This is a genomic window from Labrys sp. E2SS-1L (assembly GCF_057073705.1).
The window spans coordinates 1,131,285-1,150,321 of sequence record NZ_CP172713.1 but is presented as its reverse complement, the minus strand read 5'-3'; the positions used below and the strand labels follow the sequence as shown (position 1 = coordinate 1,150,321).

Below are 19,037 nucleotides of genomic sequence, written 5' to 3'. Positions count from 1 at the left end.
TGTACTTCCTCGGTTGAGACGGATGGGCCCGTGACTTGAGCAGTTCTCCAGCCAGCCTGCCTCGGGGAGGCAGGATCGTTCTCACGGCCAGTGCGAAGGCCTTTGCCGACAGGGCGGGGATACTGGCAGCCCTTGTCGGCGTGGCACTGCCTCTGGAATGCATGGTCGGCGATTGGGTGACCGTCTCCGGCAGCGATTTTGCCGTCATGCGTCGCCGCTGGGTTCTGGTAGACGAGGTCGTCAGCCTGGAAATCACGCTCGACCATCCCGCGGGGCGCGGCCTGCGCTGACAGAGCCTTTGTAGCCTGGGGCCTTCGGCGGAACCCTCAGACATCCGGGCACCTCACATGGCGATATTGCGCCGGCGATCGGGATCGCGAAGTCGTTGAATGCAGGTCAAGGCGAGGGCCAGCGATGCGTCGATCACCAGCATGCCCTCCGGCACCACCTCTTCTGCCGCGATGGGAAGCTCGGTGCAGGCGAGAATGGCCGCTTCGGAGCCGTCTTGCCTGCAGAGCTCGAAAGCCGCTGCACAGGCAAGTCGCGCCTGCCTCAGTTCACCGAGCTTGACCTGCAGGATTGCATCGTCGACGGCGTGCTGGAAGGCTGGCCCGATCGGGTTGCGGCAATCGAAGCCCGCTTCCCGCAGACGTTTCTGGTAGAAACCCGAACGCAGGGTCCCTCGCGTTGCCATCACGGCTGCCCGGTTCCCCTCGTACCGGCGATGCAATTCGCCGATGGCCGCGTCCGCGATATGGATGATCTCGGCCCTGGAGGCCGCAGACAGGGCGTCGTACCAGTGATGGGCCGTATTGCAGGCGATCGCGATGATCTCGACATCGAGGCTGTTGAGCATGTCGATCGCCTCGATCAGCCAGGGAAGGGGCTTGTCGCTGCCCTCGCGGATGGCGCCTGAACGGTCCGGTATCTGCGGCACGCTCAAGATCGCCATGGAGATATGGTCGGCATCGTTCTCGGCTGGAACCGCGTCGATGGTCTTGCGATAGAAATCCGCGGTGGCAAGCGGGCCAAGACCGCCGACCACACCGAGACGCGGTCGCAGGAGCCGGCCGGTCATGCCGCTGCTTCCGCCTTGGGAACGTTGAGCGCGAACCCCTCGCTCTCATCGACCGGATGCTGGGCCGAGTCCTTGGGCGCGATCGCGGCTGTCGCCGCGGCGATCGTCGATACGACCGTCAGCGTTCGCATGGTGTCGGTCAGCGCATCGATGGTGAGAAACAGCACGAAGGGTGCTTCGAAGGGCAGGTTCAGGTGCGCGCACAGGATCGCCATCTGCGACAGCGTGACGGCACCGCTCATCCCGGCCGTGGTCATGCCCACCAGGATCGAAGCGCCGGCGATGTAGACATAGTCGTTCATGCTGAGCGAACGGCCGTAAAGCTGGGCAATGAACAGCGAGCCGCACACGAACAGCATGATCGGCCCGGCGCGCAGCATGGTGACGTGAAGCGGCACCAGCATCTCCACGACGATACGGTTGAAGCGCAGGCGCTCGCCGACGAGGCTGATGATCCAGGGAATGCTCGCCGTGCTGGAGCGGGTGGCGATGGCGATCATGAACAAGGGCTGATGGGCCTTGAAGGTCGCCCACAGGCTTTCGCCGCTGCGAAACCACACCACAAGCAGCGACAATATCATGATAGTGCCGGTTGCGACGGCGAAAGTGGCGATGAAGCCGACCATCAGCAACAGTGGTTCGACGCCGGTCAAGGCGGTCTGGCTGGCGATGATCGCGAAGGAGGCGAGAGGCAGCAGGACGTTGAACCACCCTGTCATGATCAGGCAGGCACGATAGACCGTCTCGAGGGCGTTGGCGAAGCTGAGGGAGGTGGCGGCGGGCACCCGGCCGATGCCGATGCCGAACAATATGCAGAAGACCAGCACCTGCATGGTGTTGCCGACCGACAGCGAGTTGAAGATGTTGCTGGGGATCAGCTCCAGCAGACCTGAGAACACGCCCTCGTTCGTGGGGGGCTGGCTGGGTGGCGCCAGCGTCATCTGCAAATCCGTACCGATGGTTCCCCGGTTGTTGAGCACGGTGCCGAGCTCGATGCGATCCTGCACGTCGGTGATCACCCCCGGCTGCAGCACCAATGTCACGGCTCCTGTGATGGCGACGGCTGCCACGGATACCAATGCGATCGCCATGACGACCTTGGAAAGATAAGCGGCCGTTTGCGGATCCCGGGTCATCGATTTGATCGCGAAAACCGTCGCCGACACGATCAAGGGCAGGACGACCATCTTCAGCAGATTGAGGTAGGCGTCGCTGATCGGCGCGAGGGACTTGGCGAAATCCGGCAGGTAGGCGCCGCAGAGGGCCCCGAGCACCACCGACGCGATCACCGTCCAGGGCGATTGGGAGATGCGCCGCAGGCCCGCATTCCAGGTGGCCGATTTGTGCTCGCTTGGAACGGACACGGAGCTCATGGGGTCAGGCCTTGCGCAAATAGCGGTTCACCAGTTCGTCGGCCGTCATGGGCTTGTCGCGCCCCGACAGCTCGAGGAACAGATTGACGAATTCCAGGAGGTGGGGAGAACCGCGGCGCACGCCGATCGCAATGGTGTCGGTCAGATCGGTCAGGGTAACGGATCGCGCCACGATGGTGAGCGACGGGTCCTCGTGCAGCAAGCGCTTGATTTCCAGATCGTCGCGATAGGCCGCGTCCACATGGCCCTCCCGCACCGCTGCGACCAATTCCTGCCAGGTGAGGAAAGTCCGTACCTTCGCCTTGGTGAAATTGTTTCGCGCATAATATTCGAATGATGATCCGGCGATCACGCCCAGTTCGCCGTCGAATGCACGTACGACTTCCTCGGGTTGCCGCCCATTGGCAAGGATCGCGAAGCGGACCCGATTGATGATCAGGGCATGGCTCAGCTGGGCATAGGGACGCGAATAGCTGATGTTTCGCGCGCGACTGAGGGTACGGCTCAGCTTGGCGACGACGATGTCGGCGCGGCCCTGCTCGATCAGCGCAACCGCGCCATCGAAAGTGGGGGAACTGCGGTCGAGGACCAGCTTGACGCCGAGGGCGTCGGCAAGCTGCTGGCTGGTGTCGGCATCGATGCCCTGCAGCGTGTCGCTGCTCCCCCCAAAGAAGGGCGGCGATGCGAAGCCGGGCATGGCGACGACCAGCGATTTGCGCGCGAGAATCTCTTCGACATCCCCGACCAATGGCGTTGTTGCGAGAGACTCGTCGGGCTGGGTTGCTGCCACAACGGGCGATGCGGCAAGAGCAGGTGCTGCTAGAAAAAGAATTCGCCTGGTGATCATGATGTTGTGCAATCCCGAAAACAAACAAGACTCACATGCAATCCGAATAGGCAGCGCAATCAGGAGATGACCTGCAGAACAACGTGCTACCCTTTCGCTCTACACTGCATCCTCGCTCGGAGATCGGACACTTGAGGCGGGTGGGTCATAGGGCTTGCACAATGAATTCCCATCCGGTCAGGTCATACCGGCGGAAAGGTGTCGGCCCCATCTTCCAGGTGCTGATGTCATCCCCTCAATCCGAATTTCTCAAACCTCGGAAACACTGCGGCTGAACGCATTCGGCAAATTTATATCTAGTCTAGCGATAGGTTAGCTTAGATGGTGCCTGGATTTTTACAAGGTACCGCAGTGGCGAAAATTCCATCAGTTATGGCTATCCATGACCTTTTACACTTTATCCCGGAGATGCACACGTTCACGCTCCTCCGTCGTGTCGGTGATGATGGCTTATCGCTACGATATGGAAGTTTAATTATTTAAATTCAATATATAAAATTCCCATAATAAATGAATAATTTCAATTATACAAAATAATATTTGAGGATTTTTCTTATATAAATTGGTATTATCTGCAATTTTTTCAAAAAAATTCATATTTGCAAAATTTTCAAGTGGAGAATTACTTCGAATATCCACGGCTCCGGCTCGAAGGGCGCCGCCGTATAATCCTGGGACAAAAGATATCGGCTTTGTCGCAAATTGTGCGATGCAGCAAAGTCGGTACATCCTTCGACAAACTGCGCCTTCCAACGGCACACTTTCGAGACAGGCCTCGATCAGTCTGACCCGCGACAAGGGCGCTCCGACGACAGGCGGAACGCTGATAGACGCATGGCGCGGAGCACGGACTTGAAAAACGCAAAGGCAATCATGGGGCTGGCCGGCCTGGCAATCCTCGCTGGCATGACGGCTGCGGGTTGGACTCTCTTTCAGGCACGGGCGGCGGTGACGCCGGCGCCCATCCGTCCCGCACCCTCGGTCGTCGTGTCCCAGCCCCTGCAGATGCGCGTCGTCGATACGCAGGAATTCGCAGGTCGCTTCCAGGCCAGCGCCATGGTCGAAATCAGGGCGCGGGTGCCGGGCTATCTCGACGCCATCAATTTCGAGGACGGACAATTGGTCGAAAAAGGCCGTGTGCTCTTCGTCGTCGATCAGCGTACCTATCAGGCCTCGCTCGACATGGCCAAGGCCCAGCTCAAGAGCGCGGGGGCACAGGCGGATCTGGCCGGTCAGGAACTGGAGCGGGCCCGCCAGCTCGCCGGCACGGCGGCCGTCTCGCGTTCCACGCTCGATCAGCGCCTGCAGCAAAAGGCGGCGGCCGATGCTGCGATCGAGACGGCGCAGGCCACCTTGCGACGGGCCGAACTGGATCTCGAATTTGCGACGATCCGTGCCCCGATTGCCGGGCGAGTTTCCAATCGCCGGCTCGATGTCGGCAGCCTCGTCTCCGACAGCGGCACGGTTCTCACCACCATCGTGGCGCTCGATCCGATCGACTTCGTCTTCGACATGAGCGAACGGGACTTCCTGCGCCATGAGCGCGCCATGAAGGCGGGAGCCATGCCGTCCATGCGCGACAAGGGTGTTGCCGTGCAGGCTCGGCCGGATGGCGAGACAGGTTGGTCCAATGACGGCGTCCTCAGTTTCGTCGACAATCGGCTGGAGCCGGGCGCCGGTACCATCCGCGCCCGCGCCACGCTCGCCAATCCGAGCCTTGCCATTACTCCCGGCCAGTTCGGCCGGGTTCGCATGGCCGCCTCCGGCGACTATCCGGCCTTGCTGATCCCGGAGACGGCCGTCCTCACCGACCAGGCAAGCCGCATCGTACTCAAGCTGGGAGCCGACAGCACACTGCAGGCCGCGACGGTCGGTCTTGGTCCCAGCCGGCCGGATGGGTTGAGGGTGGTGACCAGCGGGCTAGGCCCGGACGATCGCATCGTCGTCAACGGCCTGCTGCGGGCCCGGCCGGGCCAGAAGGTCGCGCCCCAACCGGGCAGCATCACCACACAGACGGCCGGCCTCGCGGAGTAGACGATGCGCATCGCCCATCTTTCGATCGATCGCCCGATCCTGGCGACGGTCATGTCCGTCCTCGTCGTGATCATCGGCGTGGCTGCCTATTTCACCCTGCCTCTGGCGCAATATCCCGAAATTGCCCCGCCGACGGTCGTGGTCCAGGCCCAATATCCCGGCGCGTCGGCCGAGACTGTGGGCGATACGGTCGCCGTGCCGCTCGAGCAGGAAATCAACGGTGTCGAGAACATGCTCTACATGTCCTCGCAGGCCACCGGTGACGGCCAGCTAACCCTCACCGTGACCTTCCAGCTCGGCACCGACCTGAACGAGGCTCAAGTGCTGGTGCAGAACCGCGTGGCGGTGGCGGAGCCTCGTCTGCCCGAGGAGGTCCGTCGCCTCGGCGTCACCGTGCGCAAGACCTCACCGGACCTTTTGATGGTCGTGCAGCTCTTCTCCCCGGACGGGTCGCGCGATCCCCTCTACATGGCCAATTATGCCACGCTGCGTATCCGCGATGCCTTGCTGCGCCTGGACGGCGTCGGCGATGTCCGTCTTGCGGCGTCCCGCGATTACGCCATGGTCGTGTGGCTCGATCCGGACAAGGTCTCGGCGCACAATCTTTCGGCGGGGGAGGTGGTAGCGGCCCTGCGGGCGCAGAATGTCCAGGTCTCGGCGGGGGTGATGAACCTGTCGCCGGTGCCGCGCCAGGGGGCCTTCGAACTCAATGTCGAAACGCTCGGGCGATTGACCGACAAGGAGCAATTCGAAAACGTCGTCATCCGCACCGATGCCGAAGGACGCGTCATCCGCATCCGGGATGTCGCCCGCGTCGAGCTGACGGCGCAGAGCTTTCGTGGCACCGCCTATCTCAACGGGCAGCCGGCCCAGCCGATCCAGATATTCCAGCAGCCCGGGTCCAACGCCATCGAGACGGCCGCGCGCGTGACGGCGACCATGACGCGTCTCGGTGCGGAGATGCCTGATGGCCTGAGCTACGCCATTCCCTTCAATCCCACAGAGTTCGTCGCGGAGTCGGTTCGCGAAGTCTACAAGACGATCTTCGAGGCCATCGGCCTGGTCGTCCTGGTGGTGCTCCTCTTCCTGCAGACCTGGCGCGCTGCCATCATTCCCATCCTGGCGATCCCGATATCCCTGGTCGGTACCTTTGCCGTCATGGCGGCGCTGGGCTACTCCCTCAACAATATCTCCCTGCTGGGCCTGGTGCTTGCCATCGGCATCGTGGTCGATGACGCCATCGTCGTCGTCGAGAATGTCGAGCGCCATCTGGCCGCCGGCCTTTCGGCGCGAGAGGCCGCCCACCGCTCCATGGACGAGATCGGCGGCGCCCTGATCGCCATCACTCTGGTCCTGTGCGCCGTCTTCGTGCCCGCCGCCATGATGTCGGGCATTTCGGGGCAGTTCTTCCGGCAATTCGCCGTCGTCGTCGCGGCGGCCACGGCCATTTCAGCCTTCGTTTCGCTGACGCTCAGTCCGGCTCTGTGCGCGCTGCTGCTGAAGCCGCATGCGGCCGAAGGGCAGAAGCGCCGGGGCTTCCTGCCGATGCGCCTGATCCATGGCTTCTTCGGTCTCTTCAACCGTGGCTTCGACCGCCTCTCCATTGCCTATGGCAGCATGACAAGGCGGCTCCTGCGTGTCAGCGTTCTCATCCTCGTCGCCTATGCCGGCCTGGTCGGTCTCTCCGGCTGGCAATTTGCCCGCGCACCCACCGGCTTCATCCCGGTGATGGACCAGGGCTACATCATCAATGCCGTGCAGCTGCCGCCGGGCTCGGCCCTGAGCCGGACCGATGCGGTGATGAAGGAGGTCTCGCGCCGGCTCCTCGCCACTGAAGGGGTGGCAAATGTCGTGGCCATTGCCGGGCTGGACGGCGCCACCTTCACCAACGCCTCCAGCAGTGGCGTCGCCTTCACCATCCTGAAGCCTTACGCCGAACGCGAGCGCCAGGGGCTGACCACCGACCGGATCATCGCCTCGCTGCAAGCGCGCTTCGCCGATCTCTACGAAGCGCGCATCATTCCGATCAAGCCGCCCTCGGTACGCGGGATGGGCAATGCCGGCGGCTTCAAGCTGATGGTGCAGGACCGCAACGGCCAGTCGCCCCAGGCGCTGGAGGCGGCGGCCCAGCAGGTGCTGGCCGCTGCTTCGCAAGCCCCCGGGATTGCCAATGCCTTCTCGCCGTTCAACACGGCGACCCCGCGGGTCTATGCCGATGTCGATCGCATCAAGGCGCAGATGCTGGGGGTGCCCGCCGCAAGCGTCTTCGAAGCGCTCGAAGTCTATCTGGGTTCGGCCTATGTCAACGATTTCAACATGCTCGGGCGAACCTTCCAGGTGCGGGCCCAGGCCGACGGGCGCTACCGCACGGATCTTGCCTCGATCGGCAATTTCAAGATGCGCGGCGATGGAGGGGCCATGGTGCCGTTGAGCGCGGTGGCGACCTTCCAGGAGAAGTCCGGCCCCTATCGCATTCCGCGCTTCAACCAATATCCGGCGGCCGAGATACAGGGGGCTGCGGCGGCGGGGACCTCGACCGGCGCTGCCCTCGACCGTATGGAGCAGATCGCGCGCGACAACCTGCCCGAAGGCTTTGGCTTCGAATGGACCGAAGTGGCCCTGCAGGAGCGGCTTGCCGGCAATACCGGCCTTCTGATCTTCGGTGCCTCCGTCGTCTTCGTGTTTCTCCTGCTGGCGGCCCAGTACGAGAGCTGGACGCTGCCGCTCGCCGTCCTGCTGATCGTGCCCGTATGCCTGCTGTCGGCGGTGAGCGGATTGCTGATCTTTGCCATGGACGTCAACATCCTGGCCCAGATCGGCTTCGTCATCCTGATCGGGCTGGCGGCCAAGAATGCCATCCTCATCGTCGAATTCGCTCGCCAGGCCGAAGCGGAGGGGCTCGGCCGCGTCGAAGCGGTGGTGCAGGGTGCCCGCATCCGCCTGCGACCGATCCTGATGACCTCGCTCGCCTTCATTCTCGGCGTGCTGCCGCTGTTCCTGGCCAGCGGTGCCGGCGCCGAGATGCGGCAGTCGCTGGGCACGGCCGTCTTCTTCGGCATGATCGGCGTCACGGCCTTCGGCCTCGTCTGCACGCCGGTCTTCTATGTGCTGTGCCGCATGCTTGAAGGGGGAGCTCGTCGAAAACCCGTCTCGGCCGCGATCGAAGCTTCCTAGTCAAAGCAGCGGGATCTGCAGGATTACGCCGGTCACAGGAAAAATGTCGCAAGCTATGGCGCGATATCCGCAGGATACAATTGGATACAGTTCAGGCTGGTTTGTCCCGACAGCCGGTCTACCCAGCCCGCTGCGACGCCATTACAATAGAACGTGGAAGAGACGGCGGTGGGCATGGTGCGAAGAGCCTGCTTTGCCCTGGTCGCCCTAGGTCGGAGTGTCATGCATGGAATCGGTGCCCCATATCGCGGTGGTCGACGACCACCGTGACATTCGCGACCTCGTCGGCAAATACCTCACCCAGCATGGCTATCGTGTCAGCGTGGCCGAGAATGCGGCGGCGTTGCGGCGGCTGCTCGAGCGCAACGCGCCCGACCTCATCATCCTCGACGTGATGATGCCGGGCGAGGATGGCCTGAGCGTCTGCCGCCATCTGCGCAGCACCACGGTGGTGCCGATCATTTTCCTCACCGCCATGGTCGATGACACTGACAGGATCATCGGCCTCGAAATGGGGGCGGACGACTATCTCACCAAGCCGTTCAATCCGCGCGAATTGCTGGCGCGGATCAAGGCGGTGCTGCGACGGGTCAACAGCCTGCCGCCGCAGCGCGGTGCGGTGAAGGCCAAGACGCTGCGCTTCGACCGCTGGCAACTCAATGTCGGCCGCCGCGAGCTTGCTGGCTCGGACGGTGTCGCCATCCCCCTCAGCACAGCCGAGTTCCGGCTGCTGACGGCCTTCCTCGACCATGCCGGCCTGGTGTTGAGTCGCGATCAATTGCTCGACCTCACGGTCGGGCGGGCCGCCGACACCTTCGACCGCAGCATCGACAACCAGGTCAGCCGTCTGCGCAAGAAGATCGAGTTCGATCCGAAAAACCCCATGCTCATCAAGACCCATTGGGGCGGCGGCTACAGCTTCACCGCGGAGGTCGAGCAGGCATGATGGCCTTGTGGCGGCGCAGCCTGGCTGCGCAGATCATCACATTCATGCTGCTGGCGCTGGCGGTCTCGCAGGGCATCGGTTTCTGCGTTTCCTGGGACGAGCGCGGCCAGGCCATGCGCGCGGCGGCCAAGGGGGAGTTCTTCAGCCGTGCGGCTTCGCTCGCTCTGTCGTTGAATGCGACGCCGGATGCGGTGCATGACGACATTCTCGCCGTCAGCGGCACGATCTATTCGCGCTTCTGGCTGTCCGACCGGGAGCCGGTCGATGCGACGGCCTGGGCCAAGGACGCTTGGATGCGCCTTCACCAGCCACTCCCGCCCGGCAAGGTGCCCGTCCATCCCAAGCCGTCCGGCGGCCCGCCGGTGGCTGCCGTACCGGAAATACCAACCGGCGCCGCCTTCGCCAGCGAACCTGCCCGCTGGGTGGAGATCGCGCCGCAGTCCTGGCTGCTTGCCCGTCCCGCGAAGTTTCAATATCTCAACACCGCGATCGGCATGGGTCTGGCCGTCCAGCTCGATCGGGGCATGTGGCTCAATGCGGCCTATGCCAAGAATTATCACAACGCCTTCTGGACCTCGCAATCGACCCTCTCGCTCGGCATCACCGCCCTGGTGCTTTCGGTCATCGCCATATGGGTGGCACGCAGCATAGCCCGGCCGATGCGCCGCCTGGCTACCGCGGCCGAACTGCTCGGGCGCGGCGAGGCCGTGCCGCTCCTGCCGGAATCCGGGCCTGACGACATCCGGCAGACCGCCGAGGCCTTCAACCGCATGCAGGCCCGGCTGCAGCGCTTCGTCGAAGACCGCACCCGCATGCTCGCGGCCATCGGACACGATTTGCGCACCCCGCTGACTTCCCTGCGCCTTCGGGCCGAGTTCGTTTCGGACCCGGAGATCCAGGACAAGATGCTCAAGACCATTGCCGAGATCCAGACCATGACGGAATCGGCGTTGGCTTTCGCGCGCGAACAGGCAACGGCCGAGACCACCCGCACGGTCGATCTTTCAGCGCTGGTGGAGAGCCTGTGCGATGATCTGGTCGATATCGGCCAGAACGTTGCCTTCCTTGACGGCCCGAAGATCAGCTATCGCTGCCGTCCCGATGCGCTGCGCCGCGCCGTCCGCAATCTGGTCGAAAACGCCGTGCGCTATGGCGAGCGTGCCAGGGTTACGCTCGCGCGCACGGCCGAGAGTATCGACATCGTCATCGAAGATGATGGGCCAGGTATTCCGGAGAATGTCGGCGACCAGGTGTTCGCCCCCTTCTTCCGCCTCGAGCACTCGCGCAACCGTGAGACAGGCGGGGTCGGTCTTGGCCTCTCGATCGCCCGCGCCATTGCCCGCCATCATGGCGGCGACATCCGGCTCTTCAATCAGGCCAAGGGGTTGCGGGCGGTGATCGGTCTGCCGCTCGTCACCGGCCGCACTGCCCGGGTCCGGGCGTGACGCCAAGGCCGTAGCCGCCTCTGATGGCACCCCTGCGGGGACTCAAGGCATGAGCGGCATTGCCAGCCCTTTCGACCGACCGGATAGGCTTGTCTTGCGGCCATCAAGGCGCCCTGCAATTTGACGACGTCCCTTCAAATCGCAAGGGCGCATGGAGCGCTTGCCGCCTCAGTCGATGGCAGACTGATTGGGCGCGGCGTTGTCGTCGGCGGCGATGAGGCGGTGATTGCGGCGACCGACGTGAAACCTGTCGTGTCTTTGGCATGAGGGGCTGGCGAGACCAGCAGGTTCAAGGCGATGATCGCGGGAATCGAAGCGATGACGAGGATATCGAAAAACACGCCGCCGGCGCGGCGATAGGCGATGGCAGCGGGGCCATCCAGCGTCTCATAGGCGGGGTCGCCGACGAAAGGCACTTCATCGTCGACGATTTTCGATCGCGTGGAAAAACCAGCAAAGGATGTCATGGCCTTGCCTCCAGTTGCAGGGCGTGACCGTAAGCATCCTTTGTCGCGGGACTTCGCCGCCAGGGCGGAGATTTGTCGAAAAGCGTGTAACGGCGCCCCCTGTGACATTTGGATACCGTTGAGAGCCCCCCGCAGGGACGCTTGGCAGGGCTGGATCCGTTGGCGGCATCGCCATTGCCTTCACCGTCCGGCATGGCCCGGGCCAGGATTCGTTTCAGACGGTACTTGTTCCCTGAAACCGGCAAAAGCCCGGGGCCCGTACTCGCTCTGGTTTCAATCTGGGCCTGTGACACTTTCTTACAAAACAACCTGCTTCCGGACAAACTTGTGAGGCAGGTGCCGGCTATTATCAAAACAACGGCGATAAGGAATGTAGCGTCCGATCGATGATGGCCGAAGACAAGGGCAGGCTTGTGCTTTTCTTCAATCTAGCGATGCGGGTGGGCACTATCTGAATCGCAGGATTACTTTCAAACTCGCTCTTTGAATTTACAGGAATCTGCGTTTCTGTTGGAGCGAAAACCTATCTGTGAGGCAATATGAGCGATCAGATCATTAACGCCATTCTTCCTGCTGCAAAATATATCTATATCGTTTCTGTATTAACTTTTCTTTCGGTCCAGACTTTAATCACCTATCGCTATTATAAGAGTTGAATAAGGTATTATTTCACTCTTCTGGTGAATTTGAGCAGAAGACATTTCTCGGCCCGTATCAGTGATACGGGCCGAGTGTGTTCCTGAAGCTTTCATGCCCATCGCCTTTTCGCCGTCCTCGCGGGCAACATCCTTCGAGGCGGTTTTCCGGGGAGGGAGTTAGAATCTTTCCGGTTTTGACGGAGGCGTAGCTGCGGCCGGAGGAAGAGCGAAAAGCGCGTTGGAGACACAGAACATCTCGCCTTCGGCAACGACATAGTCGTTGTAGGACGCGACGAAGCGATAGCCATGGGGCCGCAGCAGCGTATCGATGGAGATCAGGTCGCCCCCCACCGCCTTCTCCTTGGGCTGCAAATCGTTGAACTCCACATAGATGAATTTGATGGCCCGCCGTTCCAGCATGGCGCGGCCGCCCTCGAGAACCATGCGGTCGAAGCCCTCGGTGTCGAGCTTGAGAATGTCGACCGCTTCGAAGCCGTTTTGCTGGCAATAGGCATCGAGGGTCATCGACCGAACACTGATCTGCGTGGCACCTTGCGGGTAGCGCAGCGCATATTGCGCGCGGTCGCTGAGGCTGTTGATCTTGGAGGAGGGGTACTCGAACATGTCGACTGTGCCGGTCTGCGTGCCGAGCGCCGTATTGACGCCGGTAAAACGGGGCTCCTGGCCGAGCCGTTGCATCAGGACGGCGAATGTATCCGGGTGCGGCTCGAAGCTGACGATTCTCGCGCCTGGGAATTTGCGCAGGGCGAGGGCGGCCGTCTCGCCATCATTGGCACCGACATCGAAGACGGTCACAATGGGATAGCGCCAATCCTCGGCAAGATGCCGAATATCGGCCCAGGGGTCATGGCCGAATTTGGCCCCGGTCCTGATCAGGAGCAGTCCGTGCCGGGCCAGCGCCCGTTTCACCAGCCTGGAGATTTGTGCGCGAAGAACGCCCATCGCCGTGCTGCACTCCAAGCTCGCCCGCTTTGACTGCGGGGCGGGGGATTCGACGAAGGCTTATTAAGTCATTTCACCTGTTAAGTCATTTTACCTGGCATGACAGCCCTGTTGAGCCATGGCCTGGATGTCCGGGAGGCAAAAGGGGAGGGTTGTGCCGGCAAGTGACAGGCGTGGTTCCCCATCGAATTTGACGACTCCCCAAAAATCGATAGTTTTCTTGGTCATGAAGGTCTTGAATTGCGGCATCGGACTCGCAGGACGAACAGGAATGCGGCTTTGAGCAGCGTCTTGGTGACGGGTGGCGCCGGATTTCTCGGTTCGCATCTGTGCGAGCGCCTGCTGAAGGAAAATAAAGAAGTTATCTGCGTCGATAATTTCTTCACCGGGGCTCGCCGCAACGTCGATCAACTTCTTGGCGATCCTTCCTTCAGGCTGTTGCAACACGACATTACGACGCCGCTCAATCTCGAAGCCGACGAGATCTACAATCTGGCCTGTCCGGCTTCGCCCAAGCATTATCAGTTCGATCCGGTGCAGACGACCAAGACGAACGTGCTGGGCGCTATCAATGTGCTGGATCTGGCGCGGCGCCTGAAGATCAAAGTCCTGCAGGCCTCCACCTCCGAAATCTATGGTGATCCGCACACCCATCCCCAGGCGGAAGATTATTGGGGGAATGTCAATCCGATAGGGGCACGTTCCTGCTACGACGAGGGCAAGCGCTGCGCCGAGACCTTGTTCTTCGATTATGTCCGCCAGTACCACGTACCCGCCAAGGTCGTGCGGATCTTCAATACTTATGGCCCGCGCATGCAGCCCGATGATGGGCGGGTGGTGTCGAACTTCATCGTCCAGGCCCTGTGCAACCAGGACATCACGATCTATGGCGATGGCGGGCAGACGCGTTCCTTCTGCTATGTCGACGATTTGATCGAAGCGCTGGTCCGCATGATGGCAACGCCGGCCGATGTTCACGGACCGGTCAATATCGGCAATCCCGTGGAGATAACCGTCCGGCACCTCGCCGAGCTCATCATCGAATTGACGGGTTCGTCGTCGCGGCTCAGATTCCGACCCCTGCCGGCGGATGATCCGCGCCAGCGCCAGCCCGATATCGCCAAGGCGCGTGCGCTTTTGGGCTGGGCGCCGTCTGTCGGCCTTCGCGACGGCCTCGCCAGGACGATTGCCTATTTCGAGGACCTGTTGAGATCGGACGAACATGGGGTGCTGCGTAGCCTCACTCCGGCCCAGTGAGTTCCTGAGGCCATGCGGGCAGCGCTGGCGGGAAGTTCAATGCGATTGTTGATTGGCCGGGCATGATCTATCTTGCCAAGCTAACCTGACGTGGGGACTGGCGCCGGGAGAGTGGCATGCAATTTCTGCTCAAGGCATGGGGGCCGTTGCTTCTGGCATTCGCCCTCGTTGTTTCGCCAATTCTGCTTGCACAGGCCCGCGCCCAGATCATCACCAATGGCGGCTTCGAGACGACGACCGGGTGGACGTATGCCGGAGGGTCTGGCCGAACACAAGAAGGCACAATACTTCTCAATCCTCCGGCGCACAGTGGGAGTTTTTATGGTACGATTGCCACGGGCGGCGGGACGATTTCACAGTCCATCACTATTCCTACCGCTGGCACTTATCAGTTGAGCTTCTATCTCGCGCCGCAGATTTCTCTTTCTCTTGGAACTTTGAATTTTAGCGTGCAGATAGGTGGAACAACTTATAATTTGACCTATGGCATTACAGTTATTGGCTTGGGTGGGTACAATCTTTATACGCTTACCGTCAACTTGCCTGCGGGTCTGACAAATCTCGTTTTCACCAATCTGCCCGGTCTGCTGACGGCCCCGTTGCGCGTGGATGACGTGTCCCTCGTGCAAATTCCTGGGCCTGTGCCGGGGACGAGCACGATTTCCTATCTGGTGGTAGCCCTTCTGGCTCTGGTGCTGGGACGCCGGCAAATGCGAGATGGGTTGAGATGGCTCCGAAGCCTGTTATCGACTGGTTGTTCATAGTCTCAGCTTGGTAGTCGCGCTCCATTTCCACGTCTTGCGTTAGGGCAAATCCATATGCCTTCTCTGCCCATCGAGGTTTCACTGATCATTTTCGTGATCCTGGTGGCTATCGGCATCGCCGGCTTCTTCGCGTCCTCGCGGCCCTACAATATTTTTGCCGAAAGCTGGCGCCAGGCATGCGTGATGATCATACGCCAGCCAGGTCTGTTCTTGGCAGCCTGGTTGATCTTCGCCGTCCAGGAGGTGGTGCCACCGCTGTCCTTCCTGGTGGCGTGGCCGTCGGGGTTGGTTCAGATTGGGGCGCTCGTCGCCTTTCATGCCCTGACGACCTATCTGCTTGCCCGCGTTGCGCTGCGCCTGCACCGGGGGCTCATCCATGGCGAATGGCGCCCCGTCATACCCACTGGGGCGCGGGCACGGCGCATGGGTTTCTACGTGCTGTCGTGCTGGGCCGTCATCGGGCTGCTCAAGCATCCGCCCTTGCCGGGTTCGCCGGTGCCACATGAGCAACTCGTGCGTGGGGCCGTCCTGCTGTCCTATGCGCTCGGCTTCATGGCGACGGCCGGCCTGGCGCTGGTGGGGCCTGCCGCCTCCCTGGACGAGCCTCGCCCGATATGGACTTCGCTGAGGACGGCGTGGCGCGAACCGATATCCATCCTGGTGATCATTATCGGCATCGGCCTGCAGATCGGCTTCGTGATGGAGGGGGCCAATCTGCTCCTCGGTCACTATCCCCAGATCGGCGAGTTGCGGCTGGTCGCAGCGCCGGTCGTCTGGGCGTTCATGGCGCTCATCCTGTTCATGTCGGAATTCGCACTGGTGATCTTCCTTACGCGGGTGTGGGAGGATCGCTACGAGGAGGACACGCGCAGCGCGGCTCACAATTTCAATTGGACCTGAGCGCGGCTCAGGGATTGGTGAGCAGAGCTGACCAATCGGGCTTGTCACTCCGGCATCGATGGGGCGAGAAGACGGCGAGGCCGATGGAGTCCCAGGCGCTCGAGCGGGAAAGGCCGAGCGCGACGCCGAGCTTGCGCTGCAACCACGGCCAGGCGAGATCTCGCAGATGCAGGCTGGGCACGGCCGCGCCGCCATAGACGGTGGTCAGCTCTTCATCGGCACCGGACATATCCGCGAGAATCCGGGTGGCATCGCGGTGGATGGTCTGTGTCAGCACCGCCCGCGTCGGCGTGGTGCAGTCGGGCCGTGCGAAGGAGAACTCGGGGCCGAGCGGGGTCTTGCGCTGGGCCGAGAGCGAATAGCCGGCTTTTGCAAATGCCAATGCGATCTGGGTTTCCGGGGCGGGCTGCGGCGGAAGACGAGCCTGGCGGATCGCCAGACCCAGTGAACAGACCACCAGCGCAGCGGCCAGGAGATGAAACAGGCGCGTCATACCGGAGCTTGCGTCTGCCCGGGCCTGGCCCGGCAATAGGCGAGGACGACGATCAAGACGGCATAGAACGCTGCCAGGAAACTCGCGCCCGTGCCTTCATGCCAGGCCAGATACCCCTCCTTCGAGGCGCAGATCAGCACCAGGCGCAGCCAGTTCAAGGCGAAGGTGGCGCCGATCACGATGAGGAACGCCGCGCGGTCGAAACGGCGGAGCGGTCCCCCGAGGCCGACGGCGATGATGGCGTAGGCCGTGAGGTTCTGGACCAAAGTGGTCGAGGTGGCGCAGCCCCACATCACGTCGAAGCCGATATTGTCAGCCGGGCGGAGGATATAGGTGCCATAGCCCGATACGTCCTGGCCTGCCATCTGGAGCAAGGTTCGCACGATGGTGGCATCGAGCAGGCCGACGACATTGTGAAGAACGAGGAAGGGCCAGCCCAGAAGCACGAACTGGGCGATGAAGGCCAGCAAAGCAAGGGCCGAGGCGCGGCAGGACGGGCGCTTTCGCAGGCGCCACGCCGCAAGGACGGCAAGCGCCAGCGCGGCGGCGAGCGGTATCTGGCGCAGCACGAGCACGCAGAAGGCCATTGCTGTAAGGATGAGGACCGCTTCGCCGATCTGGAAGGGGGCGTCACGACGCTCGCGGCCGATCAGCCGGACAATCATGGCGATCTCGATCACTTCCAGGACAGAGATCACGTTTGGCAGGTCGCCGATCTGCCGCAAGGGCTGCTGGCCCAGCCGATAATACAGCCATTCCAGGCAAGCGAGGACGAGGCACCAGCCATAGACGGCCCGGCAGGAGACGGCGCGCGAGGACGCCGTGGCTTCAGGAACCGCCGACATGGCTATCGGAGACGTGGTTATCGGCGGCGTACCGACTGTCGGGCAGGCCAAGGGGCCCTGTGTCCTGCCGGCGTCGGATCATCACATGCCCGAGCACGAGAATGTCCATGCGCGTGCGCAGGAAGCAGTCGAGCGCCTCGCGCGGGGTGCAGACGATGGGCTCGTTTTCGTTGAAGGAGGTGTTGAGCACCATGGGGATGCCGGTCCGCACGAAGAAGGCGGAAATCAAGGCATGATAGGCGGGGTTGGCCTTTTGCTGCACCGTCTGGGGCCGCCCCGTGCCGTCCACATGGATGATGGCGGGCACGAGGGCATGCTTGTCGGGCCGGACCGGGAGGACCTCGGTCATGAACGGCACGTCGTCGATACCCTCGAACCAAGCGGCGGCATGCTCGGCGAGAATGGAGGGCGCGAAAGGCCGGAACGACTCGCGGCGCTTTATCTTGTGGTTGAGAAGCTCTTTGATGTCGGCCCGGCGGGGGTCGCACAGGATGGAGCGGCTGCCGAGCGCGCGCGGTCCCCATTCCAGGCGCCCATCGAACCAGCCGACGACATGACCGGCCGCGATGGCGGATGCCGTCTCCCGGCAAAGCTCGGCATCATCGTCGAAATGCCCGATCTCACAGCCCATGGCGGCGAGATTGGCGGCCTCCGCCATCACCAGCCGATCGATGTCTGCGGAGGCAAAACCTGGTCCCCAATAGGCGTGATCCATCGGGGGCATACGATCGCCGCCGAGCTTGTGCCAGACGGCCAGGGCGGAGCCGAGAGCACCGCCGGCATCACCGGCGGCAGGCTGCACATAGAGGTGCCGGAAGGCGGTGGTTTGCCTGATCTTGCCATTGGCCACCGAGTTGAGGGCGCAGCCGCCGGCCATAGCGAGGTTGGGCAGGCGATAATTGTCCCAGACAGCCTGCAGGATGTGGCCGAGGACCTCCTCATAAAGGGCCTGGGCCGAGGACGCGATATCACGATGGCGCTCGGTCAGTGCCTCGTTCGGCGCTCTCGCCGGGCCGAGCAAGTCCTCCAGCCCATCCGAATAGAGCGGGGCGAAGACTGGGGCACCGCCCTGCCAGTCGAAGGCGATCCTCTCGCGGTGATGCCGGAAATAGCCGAGATCGAGGCTGAAGCCACCCGCCGCTTCCAGCCTGATGACACGCCGCAGCCTGTCGAGGAAGAGCGGCCTGCCATAGGACGCCAGGCCCATGACTTTGTACTCGTCGCCATAATGCGGAAAGCCGAGATATTGGGTGAGCGCCTGGTAGAACAGGCCGATGGAATGGGGGAACAGGACCCGTCTTTCGACGGCGATGTTCTTGCCTTGCCCGCTTCCCCAGGCAGTGGAGGAAAAGTCGCCGAAGCCATCGAGGGAGAGGATGGCCGCTTCCTGGAAGGGGGAGGCGAAGAAGGCCGATGCCAGATGGGCCAGGTGATGCTCGATCCGATGCACCGTGCCCTTGAAAAGCTGCCCGGGAAAGGCGGCAACCAGTTCATCGGATACGGACAGGCGCTTGCGCCTGTTCCGGAGACGGTCGAGAACGAGGGCAGGATCGGGCCTGTGGCGCATCATATGGGCCAGACGCTCAAGACGATGCACCTTCGGGTCGCTGTTGAGGGCGACATGGTCGACGTCTCCAAGCCCGATACCGGCCTCCTGCAGACAATAGGCGATGGCCTGGCTCGGAAACCCCGCCCAGTGCTTGATGCGGCGGAAGCGTTCTTCCTCGGCGGCGGCGATGATTTGCCCGTCCCTGAGAAGGCAGGCTGCGGCATCGGCGTGGTAGGCGTTGAGGCCGAGGATAATCAAGCCGGA

Annotated in this window: 17 protein-coding genes; 8 read left to right on the top strand and 9 right to left on the bottom strand. The window is 62.3% G+C overall.

The window, feature by feature from the left end; all coding sequences use genetic code 11:
- The first annotated feature begins 35 nt into the window (after positions 1-35).
- Positions 36-290 (top strand): Rossmann-fold NAD(P)-binding domain-containing protein, encoded by a 255-nt coding sequence (locus ACIGJE_RS30850; RefSeq protein ID WP_367624680.1) that lies wholly within the window; start codon positions 36-38, stop codon positions 288-290.
- 53 nt (positions 291-343) lie between these two features.
- Here the strand turns inward: ACIGJE_RS30850 and cuyB are convergent, their stop codons facing one another.
- Genes cuyB through ACIGJE_RS30835 form a run of 3 tightly spaced genes read right to left on the bottom strand, consistent with a single transcriptional unit; the run spans position 344 to position 3,241 of the window.
- Entirely contained in the window at positions 344-1,078 is a 735-nt protein-coding gene (gene cuyB, locus ACIGJE_RS30845) for a cysteate racemase (protein ID WP_311936739.1), read from the bottom strand.
- On the bottom strand, positions 1,075-2,451 hold the full coding sequence (locus ACIGJE_RS30840) for a dicarboxylate/amino acid:cation symporter (RefSeq protein WP_367624679.1): 1,377 nt from the start codon (positions 2,449-2,451) through the stop codon (positions 1,075-1,077). Before ACIGJE_RS30840 ends, cuyB begins: the two co-directional genes overlap by 4 nt.
- Before the next feature lie 4 nt (positions 2,452-2,455).
- Positions 2,456-3,241 (bottom strand): substrate-binding periplasmic protein, encoded by a 786-nt coding sequence (locus ACIGJE_RS30835; RefSeq protein WP_367624678.1) that lies wholly within the window; start codon positions 3,239-3,241, stop codon positions 2,456-2,458.
- Positions 3,242-4,150: 909 nt separating this feature from the next.
- Here ACIGJE_RS30835 and ACIGJE_RS30830 point away from each other — a divergent pair.
- The 4 genes from ACIGJE_RS30830 (at position 4,151) to ACIGJE_RS30815 (ending at position 10,897) form a co-directional block, all read left to right on the top strand.
- Positions 4,151-5,332, top strand: coding sequence for an efflux RND transporter periplasmic adaptor subunit (locus ACIGJE_RS30830; RefSeq protein ID WP_367624677.1), 1,182 nt, complete (start codon positions 4,151-4,153; stop codon positions 5,330-5,332).
- Positions 5,333-5,335: 3 nt separating this feature from the next.
- Positions 5,336-8,506 carry an efflux RND transporter permease subunit gene (locus ACIGJE_RS30825; RefSeq protein WP_367624676.1) on the top strand — a complete coding sequence of 1,057 codons (3,171 nt, stop codon included), beginning with the start codon at positions 5,336-5,338 and terminating at the stop codon, positions 8,504-8,506.
- A gap of 226 nt (positions 8,507-8,732) precedes the next feature.
- Entirely contained in the window at positions 8,733-9,452 is a 720-nt protein-coding gene (locus tag ACIGJE_RS30820; RefSeq protein ID WP_311936725.1) for a response regulator, read from the top strand.
- Entirely contained in the window at positions 9,449-10,897 is a 1,449-nt protein-coding gene (locus ACIGJE_RS30815; RefSeq protein WP_415081101.1) for an ATP-binding protein, read from the top strand. Before ACIGJE_RS30820 ends, ACIGJE_RS30815 begins: the two co-directional genes overlap by 4 nt.
- 134 nt (positions 10,898-11,031) lie before the next feature.
- Here the strand turns inward: ACIGJE_RS30815 and ACIGJE_RS30810 are convergent, their stop codons facing one another.
- The 3 genes from ACIGJE_RS30810 to ACIGJE_RS30800 all read right to left on the bottom strand — a co-directional run bounded on the left by ACIGJE_RS30810 (position 11,032) and on the right by ACIGJE_RS30800 (position 13,376).
- Entirely contained in the window at positions 11,032-11,364 is a 333-nt protein-coding gene (locus tag ACIGJE_RS30810) for a hypothetical protein (protein ID WP_415081103.1), read from the bottom strand.
- An 815-nt stretch (positions 11,365-12,179) separates the two neighbouring features.
- Positions 12,180-12,965, bottom strand: coding sequence for an FkbM family methyltransferase (locus ACIGJE_RS30805; protein ID WP_415081105.1), 786 nt, complete (start codon positions 12,963-12,965; stop codon positions 12,180-12,182).
- Positions 12,966-13,055: 90 nt separating this feature from the next.
- The gene (locus ACIGJE_RS30800) at positions 13,056-13,376 is read right to left on the bottom strand and encodes a hypothetical protein (protein WP_415081158.1); all 321 of its coding nucleotides are present in this window, start codon (positions 13,374-13,376) and stop codon (positions 13,056-13,058) included.
- Here ACIGJE_RS30800 and ACIGJE_RS30795 point away from each other — a divergent pair.
- The 3 genes from ACIGJE_RS30795 (at position 13,257) to ACIGJE_RS30785 (ending at position 15,886) form a co-directional block, all read left to right on the top strand.
- Entirely contained in the window at positions 13,257-14,222 is a 966-nt protein-coding gene (locus ACIGJE_RS30795; protein WP_415081156.1) for a UDP-glucuronic acid decarboxylase family protein, read from the top strand. The two genes, ACIGJE_RS30800 and ACIGJE_RS30795, sit on opposite strands and share 120 nt — an antisense overlap.
- A gap of 116 nt (positions 14,223-14,338) precedes the next feature.
- Entirely contained in the window at positions 14,339-14,986 is a 648-nt protein-coding gene (locus ACIGJE_RS30790) for a hypothetical protein (RefSeq protein WP_311936711.1), read from the top strand.
- Positions 14,987-15,040: 54 nt separating this feature from the next.
- Positions 15,041-15,886 (top strand): hypothetical protein, encoded by an 846-nt coding sequence (locus tag ACIGJE_RS30785; protein ID WP_415081107.1) that lies wholly within the window; start codon positions 15,041-15,043, stop codon positions 15,884-15,886.
- Between the two features lie 7 nt (positions 15,887-15,893).
- Here the strand turns inward: ACIGJE_RS30785 and ACIGJE_RS30780 are convergent, their stop codons facing one another.
- Genes ACIGJE_RS30780 through ACIGJE_RS30770 form a run of 3 tightly spaced genes read right to left on the bottom strand, consistent with a single transcriptional unit; the run spans position 15,894 to position 19,031 of the window.
- Positions 15,894-16,379: a hypothetical protein gene (locus ACIGJE_RS30780; protein ID WP_311936706.1), complete on the bottom strand. Its 486-nt coding sequence runs from the start codon at positions 16,377-16,379 to the stop codon at positions 15,894-15,896.
- On the bottom strand, positions 16,376-17,224 hold the full coding sequence (locus tag ACIGJE_RS30775) for a hypothetical protein (RefSeq protein WP_415081109.1): 849 nt from the start codon (positions 17,222-17,224) through the stop codon (positions 16,376-16,378). The genes ACIGJE_RS30780 and ACIGJE_RS30775 overlap by 4 nt, the downstream gene beginning before the upstream one ends.
- Positions 17,208-19,031, bottom strand: a complete 1,824-nt coding sequence (locus ACIGJE_RS30770) for a carbamoyltransferase family protein (protein ID WP_415081111.1) — start codon at positions 19,029-19,031, stop codon at positions 17,208-17,210. The genes ACIGJE_RS30775 and ACIGJE_RS30770 overlap by 17 nt, the downstream gene beginning before the upstream one ends.
- Positions 19,032-19,037 lie beyond the last annotated feature (6 nt).

Coding starts and splice junctions, on each gene's coding strand:
- ACIGJE_RS30805 (WP_415081105.1), bottom strand. CDS start 12,965: ATGGGCGTTCTTCGCGCACAAATCTCCAGGCTGGTGAAACGGGCGCTG.
- ACIGJE_RS30810 (WP_415081103.1), bottom strand. CDS start 11,364: ATGACATCCTTTGCTGGTTTTTCCACGCGATCGAAAATCGTCGACGAT.
- ACIGJE_RS30790 (WP_311936711.1), top strand. CDS start 14,339: ATGCAATTTCTGCTCAAGGCATGGGGGCCGTTGCTTCTGGCATTCGCC.
- ACIGJE_RS30815 (WP_415081101.1), top strand. CDS start 9,449: ATGATGGCCTTGTGGCGGCGCAGCCTGGCTGCGCAGATCATCACATTC.
- ACIGJE_RS30785 (WP_415081107.1), top strand. CDS start 15,041: ATGCCTTCTCTGCCCATCGAGGTTTCACTGATCATTTTCGTGATCCTG.
- cuyB (WP_311936739.1), bottom strand. CDS start 1,078: ATGACCGGCCGGCTCCTGCGACCGCGTCTCGGTGTGGTCGGCGGTCTT.
- ACIGJE_RS30840 (WP_367624679.1), bottom strand. CDS start 2,451: ATGAGCTCCGTGTCCGTTCCAAGCGAGCACAAATCGGCCACCTGGAAT.
- ACIGJE_RS30820 (WP_311936725.1), top strand. CDS start 8,733: ATGGAATCGGTGCCCCATATCGCGGTGGTCGACGACCACCGTGACATT.
- ACIGJE_RS30775 (WP_415081109.1), bottom strand. CDS start 17,224: ATGTCGGCGGTTCCTGAAGCCACGGCGTCCTCGCGCGCCGTCTCCTGC.
- ACIGJE_RS30825 (WP_367624676.1), top strand. CDS start 5,336: ATGCGCATCGCCCATCTTTCGATCGATCGCCCGATCCTGGCGACGGTC.
- ACIGJE_RS30780 (WP_311936706.1), bottom strand. CDS start 16,379: ATGACGCGCCTGTTTCATCTCCTGGCCGCTGCGCTGGTGGTCTGTTCA.